Genomic DNA, 12,369 nt, shown 5'->3' on the forward strand with positions numbered 1-12,369 from the left:
GGATCATCGTTGGCCGATCTGTTACTATCTTTTCGATATCGTGTCACTATCGAAAAGATACTAAATGAAAAATAATCCGATTCCGCAATGCCCGGTCGCCCGCGGCCTTCAATCCGTCGGTGACGCGTGGAGCATTCTGGTCTTGCGCGACGCCCATACGGGCCTCACCCGCTTCGACCAGTTCAGGAAGAGCCTCGGCATCGTGCCGACCATGCTGACCAAGCGTCTCAAGGCGCTGACGGAGGACGGTCTGCTGGAGAAGCGGCTCTATTCCGAACGGCCGCCGCGCGAAGAATATGTCCTCACCGAAGCCGGGCGCGATTTTCTGCCTGTGCTGATGATGATCGGGGCTTGGGCGCACCGCCATTGCGATGGCGAACTCGCCCGCTATATCGACGTCGAGTCAGGATCGGAGATCGAGCCGATCGCAATCGATGCCGTTACCGGCGCAAAGCTCGGAACGCGGCCAATGCGCATGAGTTTGCCGCAGGGAAGCGAACCGGGCGATCGATAAGATGTTGCTGACGCTCCGGATATCGCGATCGCATTGACTGCGAAGCGTCAGGCAGCCGCCTATTTCGCCAGCGTCGCCACCACCTCGACATGCGAGGTCCAGAGGAACTGGTCGATCGGCGTTACCCCGGTAATGCGGTAGCCGCCTTCGACGAGGATCGCGAGATCGCGCGCCAGCGTCAGCGGGTTGCAGCTGACGGCCGCGATCTTCTTCACGGCTGAGCGGGCAAGCTCCCTGCACTGAAACTCCGCGCCAGCGCGCGGCGGATCGAAGACGACGGCGTCATACGGCTTGAACTCCTGCGTCATCAGCGGGCGGCGGAAGAGATCGCGCTTTTCGACGCTCACCGGCTTCAGCCCCTGGGTTTTGCGGGCGGCCTGGTCGAGGGCTGCGAGCGCCGTTGCCTCGGCCTCGACCGCATGCACCCGGCCGATTCGCGCCAGCCTGAGCGAAAACGTGCCGGCGCCGGCAAAAAGATCGGCGATCCGCTTGGCCTTGCCGACATGGGCGAGCACCAGCTCCGCCATCGCCTCTTCCGCCGGCTTGGTCGCCTGGGCGAAGCCGCCTGCCGGCGGTGAAACCTCGACGCCGTCAAAATCGATGATCGGCTTGGCCGGCTCGACGAGGATTTCGCCGTTCAGCGTCACGCGGGCGATGCCGCGCAGGCCGAGCACGGTTTCGATCGCCTTGCGCCGCTGCGGGTCGGAGAGTTTCTTGATCTCGTCGACCGCCAGGTCGAGGCCGGAGAGCGTTTCGAGCACGGCGATCCGGAAGGGTTCGGCGCTGGTCGCCAGCGACGCAGCGATCGCCTTGATCGCCGGCAGCCGGGCGACGATGCCCGGAGACGAGATCGGACATTCCTCAATGGCGACGATATGATGGCTTTCGGCCTGGTTGAAACCGATCAGCATATCCTTCTCGGTCCGGCGCGCCGCAAACACCACACGCCGGCGCTCGCCCGGGTGGGCCGGAACGATTTCGCCGACATCAGGCGTCAACCCCTTGGATTTCAGCGCATCGACGACCAGCTGGCGCTTGAAGGCGCGGTAGGGGCCGTCGGCCAGATGCTGCAGCGTGCAGCCGCCGCAGGTGCCGTTGACGCCATCCGGGCCGAAATGCCGGCAGGGCGGTTCCTGCCGGTCGGGCGAGGGCGCTGCGATCGACATGATCGTGCCATGGCTTTTGACGCGGGCGATCGCCACCATTTCCCCTGGCAGGGAAAAGGGCACGTAGACAGGCCCGCCGGCGTTGCTTGCGATGCCGTCGCCCTGGGCGCCGAGTTTCTCGATCGTGACGGTTTCGGTGCTCACGGTTTCAATCCTGCCAGAAGGTATTCCCGATTGCCGTCGCCGCCTGATATCGGGGAGGGGATGAGGCCGAGGCTTTTCCAGCCCATGTCCTCGGTGAACCAGCGCTCCAGCTCCGACGCGACGGCCGGAGCAGACGAGAGGTCCTTCAAAAGCCCGCCCTTGCCGATCGCCTCGCGCCCGGCCTCGAACTGCGGCTTGACCAGCAGCACGCCGACGGCACCCGCCACGGCAAGATCGAGCGCCGGAGCCAGCGCCAGCTTCAGCGAGATGAAGGAGACATCGGAGACGATGAAGGTGGCGGGCTCGCCGATATCGTCGGTGGTCAGATGGCGGGCGTTGAGGCCCTCGCGGTTCGTCACCCGTGGGTCGGCCGAGATCCGCGGATGCATCTGCCCATGGCCGACATCGATTGCGGTGACATGCGCAGCACCGCGCTGCAGCAGCACCTCGGTGAAGCCGCCGGTGGAAGCGCCGATATCGAGACAGTGATGGCCGGACGGATCGAGCCGGAAATGGTCGAGAGCGGCGGCAAGCTTCAGGGCGGCGCGCGAGACGTAAGCCTGTGCCGGATCGTCGATCTCGATATCGGCATCGTCGTCGAAGAGCGCGCCGGCCTTGGTTACGACCTGGCCGCCGATCCTGACCGTGCCGCGCTGCACGGCGTCGCGCGCCCGCGAGCGGCTGGCAAAGAGGCCGCGGGAAACGAGAAGCTGGTCGAGGCGTTGGCTGTTCTGATCGGACATCGGCTGTGAATGACCGGCAAATCAGTCGGTTGCAAGCATTTTATTCCCAGCCGATTAAAGGGCAATTCCTGAGATGCGCAATTTAAGCAAATTTAAAGTCTGCCCGCATAGGGTCGGCACGATTGCAGCGGTTGGTCCAAACCGCTTGGTGCCATGAAGGCGCAGGCGTCTTCCGCCGATCATGTTTCCGATTCCAAATCTCTGCGGTTGCGCCCAACGCGCGACCGTCTCTCGCCGCGTCGATTGTCGTCAGGAGAATTTGACCATGTCTGCTAAAAACATATCCCTGAACGGGAAGCTTGCGGCCACGTTCGCAGCCCTCATTCTGATCTTCATCTCCGTTTCGGCTTTCGTCTATTCCAAGGCAACGGCCTCTGCGGCAGCCTCCGCCGAGCAGGAAAAATCGGAGCTGCTCGTCAATCAGATCGATGATGCGCTGCAGGCCATGCTCGAGCAGGCGGTCAACCTGCGCGGCTTCATCCTCTTCCGCAGTGACAGCACCTATGGCGACGTCTTCGCCAATCGCGAGCGCATGCTGAAGGCGATCGCCGCCGCCAGGCAGACGGCATCAGGCGAGCCGCAGCTGGTCGAGATGATCGACAGCATGCAGAAGGCCGCCGACCTCTATTTCCATGAACTTGCCGAACCGCAGACCAAGGCGCGCAAGGAAACCGACATGCCGATTGAAGAGGTCGTCAAGATCGGCGTCAACGCCACTAAGGGCCAGCTCGACGGTTTCCGCCAGGCGTCCGCCAAGATCAAGGCCACCGCCCGCGAAAAGTCGAATGCGCTCGCCGCGATCCGGGCCGATGCCAACAGCGATCTGGCGACGACACTGCTTGCTGGTGGCATTGTCGCCTCGCTTGCCGCCGCCCTTCTCGCCTGGCTGATGTCGCGCACCATCGTCCGCCCGGTCGTCGGCATGACCGCGGCCATGGATCGCCTCGCCGGCGGCCAGAACGATATCGAGGTCCCGGCTGTCGAGCGCGGCGACGAAATCGGCCGTATGGCGCAGTCCGTCCTCGTGTTCAGGCAGGCGGCGATCGAGAAGCTGCGCCTTGCCGGTGAAACAGACCGCATGCGTGATGACGCCGAGCGCCAGCGCCAGGCAGGCGACGAGCAGAAGGCGCGCGAGGAAGGCGAGCTCCGCCATGCCGTCGACGCCCTGGCCGGCGGCCTTGCCGGCCTTGCCGTCGGCGATGTAGCCGCCCGCATCCAGACGCCGTTCGCGCCGCAATATGACAGCCTGCGCAACGACTTCAACAATGCCGTCGAAAAGCTGCAGGCAGCACTCCAGTCGGTCGGCCACAACGCCTCGGCAATCAATGCCGGCGCCGGCGAGATCCGCTCGGCCGCCGACGATCTTGCCCACCGCACCGAGCAGCAGGCCGCCGCCGTCGAACAGACCGCCGCAGCACTCGAAGAGGTGACGACGACGGTGCGCGACAGCGCCAAGCGCGCCGAGGATGTCGGCAATCTCGTCGAGCGCACCCGCCTCGGCGCCGAAAAGTCGGGCGACGTCGTCCGCCGCGCCGTCTCCGCCATGCAGCAGATCGAAAAATCCTCCGGCGAAATCTCCAACATCATCGGCGTCATCGACGACATCGCCTTCCAGACCAACCTTTTGGCGCTGAACGCCGGCGTCGAGGCCGCCCGCGCCGGTGAGGCCGGCAAGGGCTTTGCCGTCGTCGCCCAGGAAGTGCGCGAGCTCGCCCAGCGCTCCGCCAAGGCGGCCAAGGAGATCAAGGATCTGATCACCACGTCGGGCACGCATGTGCAGACCGGCGTGTCGCTGGTCGGCGAGACCGGCAAGGCGCTGGAAGCCATCGTCGCCGAGGTGCAGGAGATCAACCGCAACGTCAACGCGATCGTCACCGCCACGCGCGAACAGTCGATCGGGCTGCAGGAGATCAACACCGCCGTCAACAACATGGATCAGGGCACGCAGCAGAATGCGGCCATGGTCGAGGAACAGACTGCGGCGAGCCATGCGCTCGCCCAGGAAGCAAGCGCCCTGGACGAATTGTTGCGCCAGTTCAAGCTCGGCACCCAGCTTGCCGCTCCGGCCCAGAAGACTTCAGCCGCAACGCCAGCCTCCCGCCCGGTCGCCTCTCCGGCCCGCGCCCTTGCCGGCAAGGTCAGCAAAGCCTTCGGCGGAAGACAGGCAACGGCAGCAGCTGCGGTGCAGGAAGACTGGACGGAGTTCTGAGAGGGCGCTCCTTCTCGGAAAGAGACGTCAAATGAACAAGGCGGCGCAGCGGATGCGCCGCCTTTTTGTTGGGAATAAGCTTCTGTCTCCGTCTGACCTCGCGGCCCCCCCATCCGCCCTACGGGCACCTTCTCCCCGAGGGGAGAAGAGGGAGTCGAGACGTCGCCGCAAATCTCTTCTCCCCAGAGGGGAGAAGGTGCCCTTAGGGCGGATGAGGGGGCCACACGGCACCCTCACCAATCATTATCCAGCAACCCCAACCGCAATACTGCGCCCCAGCGCCCGGAACACCGTCGAAACGATCCCGGCGCGATCAAGCCCGGCATGGGCGTTCATCGCTTCCGGCTTGGCCTGCTCCATCCAGATGTCGGGCATAACAAGCGAGCGGATCTTCAACCCGTTGTCGAGCAGGCCTTCGCTCGAGAGATATTGCATCACCTGGCTGCCGAAGCCGCCGACGGAGCCTTCTTCGACGGTGATCAGCATCTCGTGGTGGCGGGCAAGTTGGCGGATCAGATCGTGATCGAGCGGCTTGGCGAAGCGCGCATCGGCGACCGTCGTCGACAGGCCGGCGGCCTCGAGGTCCTCGGCGGCAAGCAGACAGTCGGCAAGCCGGGTGCCGAAGGAAAGCAGCGCAACTTTGGTGCCTTCCTTGACGATGCGGCCCTTGCCGATCTGCAGGATTTCGCCGCGTGCCGGCATGTCGACGCCGACACCTTCGCCGCGCGGATAGCGGAAGGAGATCGGCCCGGCGTCATAAGCGGCGGCCGTGCGCACCATGTGCTTGAGTTCGGCCTCGTCGGCCGCCGCCATCACCACGAAGCCGGGCAGGGTGGCGAGGAAGGCGGTGTCGAAGGAGCCGGCATGGGTCGGGCCGTCGGCGCCGACGAAGCCGGCGCGGTCGATCGGAAAACGCACCGGCAGTCCCTGGATTGCCACGTCGTGCACGACCTGGTCATAGGCGCGCTGCAGGAAGGTGGAATAGAGCGCGGCGAACGGCTTGTAGCCTTCCGCAGCCAGGCCGGCGGCGAAGGTCACGGCATGCTGCTCGGCGATGCCGACATCGAAGCAGCGCGACGGAAAGGCTTCGGCGAGCTTGTCGAGGCCGGTACCATTCGGCATGGCGGCGGTGATGCCGACGATCTTCTCGTCGAGGGCAGCTTCCTGCACCAGCGCCTCGGCAAAGACGCTGGTATAGCTCGGTGCGTTCGGCTTCACCCGCGCCTGGGCGCCGGTGATGACGTCGAACTTGTTGACGCCGTGATATTTGTCGGCGGCGGCTTCGGCCGGCGGATAGCCCTTGCCCTTCTGGGTGACGACGTGGATCAGCACCGGGCCGCGCGCATTGTCGCGCACATTGCGCAGCACCGGCAGCAGGTGATCGAAGGAATGCCCGTCGATCGGCCCGATATGATAGAAGCCCATCTCCTCGAACATCGTGCCGCCGGTGACGTAGCCGCGGGCATGCTCGACGGCGCGGGTGATCGCCCGGTCGATATTCTTGCCGAGATAGGCCGTCAGTTTCTTGCCGAAGTCGCGGAAGCCCATATAGGTGCGGCCGGAGGCGAGGCGGGCGAGATAGGCGCTCATCGCTCCCGTCGGCGGCGCGATCGACATGTCGTTGTCGTTGAGGATGACGATGAGGCGGGCATCGAGGGCACCGGCATTGTTCAGCGCTTCATAGGCCATGCCGGCCGACATCGCGCCGTCGCCGATGACGGCGATGACGCGGCGGTCGGTCTTCTCGAGATCGGCGGCGATCGCCATGCCGAGGCCGGCCGAGATCGAGGTCGAGGAATGCGCCGCCCCGAAGGGATCATATTCGCTTTCCGCCCGGCGGGTGAAGCCGGAAAGCCCGTTTTCCTGGCGCAGTGTGCGGATGCGGTCGCGCCGGCCGGTGAGGATCTTGTGCGGATAGCACTGGTGGCCGACATCGAAGATCAGCCGGTCATTGGGCGTATCGAAGACGCTGTGGATGGCGATTGTCAGCTCGACCACGCCGAGACCGGCGCCGAGATGACCGCCGGTGCGCGACACCGCATCGATCATTTCGTCCCGGACCTCGCGGGCAAGCAGCGGCAGCTCGCGATCCTCGAGCTTGCGCAGGTCGGCGGGATAGACGACCTGGTCGAGCAGGGGGGTCTTCGGCAGTTGTGTCACGGGCGGGCGCTCTTTCTTGCTTTTCCTCGTTTCGCTTTATTCGATTAGATCGGGGCAAAACAAGTGCATTTCAGGAACCGAAGGTTTTCACCTTAGAGCATGGCGGAAAAAAGTGTGAGCGGTTTCGGAAGATATGACTTTCTATTTCTGTGAGTTGCATTCGCCTGATTTGCCCAGCCGAGCGAACGCGCGGCAAACCGGCGAGCAGCTTGAATATGACACGGAATGGTAGCACTGTTGCCGCACTGGCTGGGGGACAGATCATGGGAACGATTGTTGCAGCGCATGCCTATGTCAACAACGAGGTCGCCTATGTGGCCTGGGACATCGATGCCAAGATCGAGGGATGCCTCGGGTTCGAAGTCGTCCGCGTTTATCTCGACGAGCAGGGAAACGTGGCGAAAAAGCTTGATGGCAGCGAGGACCGTGTGACCTGCGCCGCCTGGGTCGCCTTCAAGGGACAGCGCAATCCGCACTGGCTGCCGCAAACCACCTCGCTCTGGCCGGTGCAGAAGTTCTCCTGGCGCGACCTGACGCTGCGCAAGCGGCGCAACGAAATGAAACGGCGGCCGGACGAGGTCCGCGTGCGCTATGAAATCCGCCCGCTCGGCGACCTGAAACCGGGCATGCAGGCCGCGCCCGATCCGACGCCTCAGACGGTCGAGATCAACAAGCGGGACGACAAGGGCAAGCCGATCGAGAAGAACGGCAGCTTTGAGAAAATCGCGGTCAAGGCCTATGAAGGGCCGCCGCGGCCGCTCGGTTATCTCGGGCCGGCCGTCGCCTCCAATCCTGTGCACGTGACGCGCAAGCGCGGCCAGTTCGAATCCAGCTTCACCAACGGCATCCTTGCCGCCCAATGGTTGCGCAACGTTCTGCTGGAAGACGGTGTCAAGCAGCCGAACGAGCTGATCGACATGATCTCCAATCCGGAAAACGGCATCCGCAAATATCTTGCCGGCGATGTCATCCCGATGCTCAGGGACTTCATGAATGCGCCCGGCCGCTTCCTTGTCGCCCTCTATGAGCTGGAGGACCTGGAACTGCTCGACCTGCTGCTTGCCAACAAGGACAAGCTGCGGATCATCCTCGCCAATACCGGAAAAGTCGGAGACGATTGGGATGTGCGCAATGCCCACGCACGCACGGCGCTGATCGAGGCCGGCGTCGAGATTCACCACCGCATGTTCAACAATTCGAGCCAGATCGGCCACAACAAGTTCGTCGTCCATATTCCGCCGGCCGGCGGTGACCGCAGCGTCTTCACCGGCAGCACCAACTGGACGGCCACCGGCCTTGCCGGCCAGTCCAACAATGCGCTGATCGTCAGGAACGATGCCGTCGCCGCGGCCTATGTTTCGTATTGGGAGCGGATGCTGGAAGACAATGCGACGCTGGAAGCGCCGGTCGAATTCGACGACGGCATGCCCGACAACCAGCAGAGCAAGGCGTTCCGGCACTCGAACGAAACGCCTTCGCTCATCCCGACCGTCAATGGCGATTCGATCGAAGCATGGTTTTCGCCAAACATGCAGAGCCGCAAGAAGGGCAAGGCGACGCCGCCGGACCTGCGCGAGGTCTACCGGCTGATGCGCCGTGCCGAGCACGCCGTGCTGTTCCTCGCCTTCTATCCCGGCCAATCGGGCAGGGATTGCATCGTCGGCGAGGCGATCGATATCGGCCTCAAGGATCAGAAGCTGATCGTCACCGGCGCCGTTTCCAGCCCGCAGGCCATGCCCAATTACGTCGCCGGCAAGAAGAACGACCCCGACGATGAGGACGACGATGTCGACGCCGTCTCGCCCCATACGTTCGACGAGGCCAATGTCTCGATCGTCCGCGCCTCGCGCATCGACGACCGCCAGCTTTTGGCGGATTTCGGTGCGGAGGAGCTGACGGCCAAGAAAGTCGGCGCCATCATTCACGACAAGGTGCTGGTGATCGATCCCCTGTCGGAGGACTGCGTCGTCGTCCTCGGCAGCCACAATCTCGGCTTCAAGGCCTCGTACGCCAATGACGAGAACATGTTGATCGTCAAAGGCGACCGGGCGCTTGCCGAAGCCTATGCGGTGCATATCCTCGATGTCTACGATCATTACCGCTTCCGTGCCGTCGAGGCGGAGCTGAAGCGGCAGGGCAAGAAAGGCTGGTCGGGCTTTCTGAACGTCGACGACAGCTGGCAGGACGGCTACATCAATCGCACGAAGGGTGCGCTGACGCGCTATTTCGCGGCGGGCTGATGTTCGCACGTTGACGGCGGCGCTGCATCGCCGCCGTCACCCTTCCGGCAGAGGCACGAATTCCTCCTCGTCGCCCGGCACGATATCGAAGCGGCCGGTGCGCCATTCCTCCTTGGCCTTCTCGATCCGCTCCTTCGAGGAGGAGACGAAATTCCACCAGATATAGCGTTTCGAGTTCAGCGCCGCGCCCCCGAAGAGCATCAGGTGACAGCCGTCGCCGCCGGCTTCGAGCGTGATCGCATCGCCCGGTCGGAAGATCAGCAGCTGGTCGGCGGCGAAACGGTCGCCCGCGATCACCACCTCGCCCGACAGCACATAGACGGCACGTTCCTCATGGCCGGCGCCGAAGGGAAAGCGCACGCCGGGCTGCAGGTTGAGATCGACATAGAGCGTGTCGGAGAAGGTGCCGACCGGCGATGTCATGCCTTCGAACGAGCCGATGACGACACGTCCGCGCACGCCGGATGTTTCGATCAGCGGCATGTCGGTCTTTTCCGTGTGGGCGAAGGAGGGATCGATCTCCTCCTTGTCGTCGGGCAGCGCCAGCCATGTCTGCAGCCCCGACATCAGCAGCGGGTGGCCGCGCAGATTTTCGGGCGTGCGCTCGGAATGCACGATGCCGCGGCCGGCCGTCATCAGGTTGATATCGCCGGGACGGATGACCTTTTCGGTGCCGAGGCTGTCGCGATGGCGGATCTCGCCGTCGAAGAGATAGGTGACGGTCGACAGCCCGATATGCGGATGCGGCTTGACGTCGAGCGCCTCGTTGGGCTTCAGGATCGCCGGCCCCATGCGATCGAAGAAGATGAACGGTCCGACCAGCCGCCGCTGCCTTGTCGGCAGGGCGCGCCGCACCTGGAAGCCGCCGATATCGCTGGTGCGCGGAATGATCAGGTTCTCGATCGCGTCACAGGCGAAGGCATCGCCGGGCAGGGGGTCTTTACCGGGAAAGAAGGACATGACGGGTCTCCGCTTGTAAGGACGTCGGCCATAGATAGAGACTCACACCTCGCGCGTCCAATCGAGATGGGCTTGCGCTCAGATGGCGGTGAAGCCGTTGTCGACGAAGAGATGGGCGCCATTGACGAAGCTCGACTCGTCGCTGGCGAGATAAAGGGCGGCCCGTGCCACATCCTCCGGCTCGCCGATCCGCCCCTGCTGCGCGGCGATGGCGGCATCCGAAACATCGACGCCGAGCGCCTGCAGGTCGGCCACCTCGCGCAGACCGTGCGGCGTGCGGATGAAGCCGGGGCAGACGGCGTTGCAGCGGATGTTGCGGTCGCGGAATTCCACTGCAATTGCCCGGGCAAACATATGCACGGCGCCCTTGGTGGTGTCGTAAAGCACTTCCATCGGCGTGGCGGCGACCGCCGAGATCGACGAGGTGCAGACGATCGAGCCGCCGCCGGCGGCAATCATCTTCGGCAGCACAGCCTTGGTCATCAGGAACATCGAGCGCACATTGACGGCGTGCAGCCAGTCCCATTCCTGAACGGTCGTTTCCAGGAAGGGTTTGATGACGATCGTGCCGGCATGGTTGAAGAGCACGGTGACCGCGCCGTAGCGTTCCTCGACGCCGGCGACGGCTGTTTTGACAGCGCCTTCATCCGAGACATCGGCCGTCCAGCAGTCGGCCTCGCCGCCGGCATCGCGGATCGCCTTGACGGTCTCGGCCGCCGCCTGGCCATTGCGGTCGATGATCGCGACACGCGCGCCTTCGGCCGCAAACAGCTTCGAGGCAGCGCCACCCATGCCGGTCGCGCCGCCAGAGATGATAGCGACCTTGCCCTTCAATCTATCCGTCATTTGTCTGTCCCCTCATGGTTCTGGAGGGGATCATAGATCGGCCGCCAGCCGATCGCCAAGCGCCTTCGAAAGGCTCTTCGATCCGCTCAGGCGCCGTCCAGCGGCTCGACGCCCTGCGGCTTGCCGGCGCGGTCGAGCCGGATCTTCTCGATGCGGTTTTCGGCGGCCGAAAGCAGTGTCTCGCAATGTTTCTTCAGCGCTTCGCCGCGCTCGTAGATCTCGATCGATTCATCCAGCGCCACGTCGCCGCGTTCCAGCCGGGCGACGATGCTTTCGAGTTCGGCGACCGCCTTTTCGAAGGAAAGGCCGGCCACTTCCGGCTTGGCGCTGTCAGTCATTCTCAACCCTTCATCATTCGCAGAATATGCATGCCGGCCGATTCGGCCAGCCCTTCCAGATCATAGCCGCCTTCGAGCAGGCTGACGACCCGGTTCTTGGCGTGCCGGTCGGCCAGTTCCAGAACGCGGCCAGTGGCCCAATCGAAATCCTCGCCGGTCAGGTTGATCTGCGCCAGCGGATCGCGGTGATGGGCGTCGAACCCGGCCGAGATGATGATGAGATCCGGCCGGAAATCATCAAGCGCCGGCAGCACGCGCGACTTGAACGCCTCGCGGAAATGGTCGCTGCCGACATTCGGCGAAAGCGGCGCGTTGACGATGGTGTTGTGCTTGCCCTTCTCCTCCTTGGCGCCGCTGCCGGGATAAAGCGGCATCTGATGCGTCGAGCAGAACAGCACGGATGCATCGTCCCAGAAGATGTCCTGGGTACCGTTGCCGTGGTGGACGTCCCAGTCGACGATGGCGACGCGTTCGGCGCCATGCCGCTTCTGCGCGTGACGGGCGGCGATCGCCGCATTGTTGAAGAAGCAGAAACCCATCGCCGTCGTCTTTTCGGCATGGTGGCCGGGCGGCCGGGCGGCGACGAAGACATTGTCGGCGGCACCGGAAAAGACGTCGTCGACCGCCGCCATCGCGCCGCCGATCCCGGTCAGCGCCGCCTGCAGGCTCTTGACGCTGGCATAGGTATCGGCTTCGAGCTGGTTGATCCGGTCCTCTTCCTCGGGGATCTCGCGCATCACGGCGGTCAGATGCTCCTCCGGATGCGCGAGCAGCACCGCATCCTCGCTTGCCTCGGGCGCCTGCCGACGCTCCAGCCGTTCGAAATTCGGATGTTCCAGCGCCACATTGATGGCGCGGATCCGGTCCGATCGCTCAGGGTGTCCGGCGGGCGTCACATGTTCCAGGAAGATCGGGTGTTCATAAAGACGGGTGCTCATGGAGACACTCTATCGGCCGCTTCTGTCATGATCCACTGCAGATGGGGCATTGCCCGCCGATTTCAACAAGTGCTCCCGCGGCACCATCTCGCCGCCGGTGGCATTATAAAT

General features: G+C 64.0%; 10 protein-coding genes. 3 read left to right on the forward strand and 7 right to left on the reverse strand.

Features of this window, described 5'->3' with window-relative positions:
- Positions 1-64: 64 nt before the first annotated feature.
- Positions 65-514 carry a winged helix-turn-helix transcriptional regulator gene (locus tag AMK02_RS04705; RefSeq protein ID WP_064800885.1) on the forward strand — a complete coding sequence of 150 codons (450 nt, stop codon included), beginning with the start codon at positions 65-67 and terminating at the stop codon, positions 512-514.
- A 59-nt stretch (positions 515-573) separates the two neighbouring features.
- On the opposite strand, the gene AMK02_RS04710 is transcribed toward AMK02_RS04705, so the two are convergent.
- Together AMK02_RS04710 and AMK02_RS04715 are read right to left on the reverse strand one after the other, a co-directional pair.
- Entirely contained in the window at positions 574-1,824 is a 1,251-nt protein-coding gene (locus tag AMK02_RS04710) for a class I SAM-dependent RNA methyltransferase (RefSeq protein WP_064800886.1), read from the reverse strand.
- Positions 1,821-2,567: a TlyA family RNA methyltransferase gene (locus tag AMK02_RS04715; protein ID WP_064800887.1), complete on the reverse strand. Its 747-nt coding sequence runs from the start codon at positions 2,565-2,567 to the stop codon at positions 1,821-1,823. Before AMK02_RS04715 ends, AMK02_RS04710 begins: the two co-directional genes overlap by 4 nt.
- A gap of 265 nt (positions 2,568-2,832) precedes the next feature.
- Between AMK02_RS04715 and AMK02_RS04720 the strand changes: the two genes are divergently transcribed.
- Entirely contained in the window at positions 2,833-4,776 is a 1,944-nt protein-coding gene (locus AMK02_RS04720) for a methyl-accepting chemotaxis protein (protein WP_064800888.1), read from the forward strand.
- A gap of 243 nt (positions 4,777-5,019) precedes the next feature.
- On the opposite strand, the gene dxs is transcribed toward AMK02_RS04720, so the two are convergent.
- Positions 5,020-6,936: a 1-deoxy-D-xylulose-5-phosphate synthase gene (gene dxs / locus AMK02_RS04725; protein WP_064800889.1), complete on the reverse strand. Its 1,917-nt coding sequence runs from the start codon at positions 6,934-6,936 to the stop codon at positions 5,020-5,022.
- Positions 6,937-7,199: 263 nt separating this feature from the next.
- Between dxs and AMK02_RS04730 the strand changes: the two genes are divergently transcribed.
- Complete coding sequence (locus tag AMK02_RS04730) at positions 7,200-9,176, forward strand: phospholipase D-like domain-containing protein (protein WP_064800890.1); 1,977 nt, start codon at positions 7,200-7,202, stop codon at positions 9,174-9,176.
- Between the two features lie 36 nt (positions 9,177-9,212).
- Here the strand turns inward: AMK02_RS04730 and AMK02_RS04735 are convergent, their stop codons facing one another.
- The 4 genes from AMK02_RS04735 to AMK02_RS04750 all read right to left on the reverse strand — a co-directional run bounded on the left by AMK02_RS04735 (position 9,213) and on the right by AMK02_RS04750 (position 12,258).
- The gene (locus tag AMK02_RS04735) at positions 9,213-10,136 is read right to left on the reverse strand and encodes a pirin family protein (RefSeq protein WP_064800891.1); all 924 of its coding nucleotides are present in this window, start codon (positions 10,134-10,136) and stop codon (positions 9,213-9,215) included.
- 78 nt (positions 10,137-10,214) lie between these two features.
- Entirely contained in the window at positions 10,215-10,982 is a 768-nt protein-coding gene (locus tag AMK02_RS04740) for an SDR family NAD(P)-dependent oxidoreductase (protein WP_064800892.1), read from the reverse strand.
- Positions 10,983-11,068: 86 nt separating this feature from the next.
- Positions 11,069-11,320: an exodeoxyribonuclease VII small subunit gene (locus AMK02_RS04745; RefSeq protein WP_012482899.1), complete on the reverse strand. Its 252-nt coding sequence runs from the start codon at positions 11,318-11,320 to the stop codon at positions 11,069-11,071.
- A 2-nt stretch (positions 11,321-11,322) separates the two neighbouring features.
- Positions 11,323-12,258: a histone deacetylase family protein gene (locus AMK02_RS04750; protein WP_064800893.1), complete on the reverse strand. Its 936-nt coding sequence runs from the start codon at positions 12,256-12,258 to the stop codon at positions 11,323-11,325.
- Positions 12,259-12,369 lie beyond the last annotated feature (111 nt).

The organism is Rhizobium sp. N731, from assembly GCF_001664145.1.
Lineage (GTDB): Bacteria > Pseudomonadota > Alphaproteobacteria > Rhizobiales > Rhizobiaceae > Rhizobium > Rhizobium esperanzae.

What these genes read in the sequence shown, in the direction of transcription:
- AMK02_RS04705 (WP_064800885.1), top strand. Translation starts at nt 65, where the DNA reads ATGAAAAATAATCCGATTCCGCAATGCCCGGTCGCCCGCGGCCTTCAA.
- AMK02_RS04735 (WP_064800891.1), bottom strand. Translation starts at nt 10,136, where the DNA reads ATGTCCTTCTTTCCCGGTAAAGACCCCCTGCCCGGCGATGCCTTCGCC.
- AMK02_RS04750 (WP_064800893.1), bottom strand. Translation starts at nt 12,258, where the DNA reads ATGAGCACCCGTCTTTATGAACACCCGATCTTCCTGGAACATGTGACG.
- AMK02_RS04720 (WP_064800888.1), top strand. Translation starts at nt 2,833, where the DNA reads ATGTCTGCTAAAAACATATCCCTGAACGGGAAGCTTGCGGCCACGTTC.
- AMK02_RS04730 (WP_064800890.1), top strand. Translation starts at nt 7,200, where the DNA reads ATGGGAACGATTGTTGCAGCGCATGCCTATGTCAACAACGAGGTCGCC.
- AMK02_RS04740 (WP_064800892.1), bottom strand. Translation starts at nt 10,982, where the DNA reads ATGACGGATAGATTGAAGGGCAAGGTCGCTATCATCTCTGGCGGCGCG.
- AMK02_RS04745 (WP_012482899.1), bottom strand. Translation starts at nt 11,320, where the DNA reads ATGACTGACAGCGCCAAGCCGGAAGTGGCCGGCCTTTCCTTCGAAAAG.
- AMK02_RS04715 (WP_064800887.1), bottom strand. Translation starts at nt 2,567, where the DNA reads ATGTCCGATCAGAACAGCCAACGCCTCGACCAGCTTCTCGTTTCCCGC.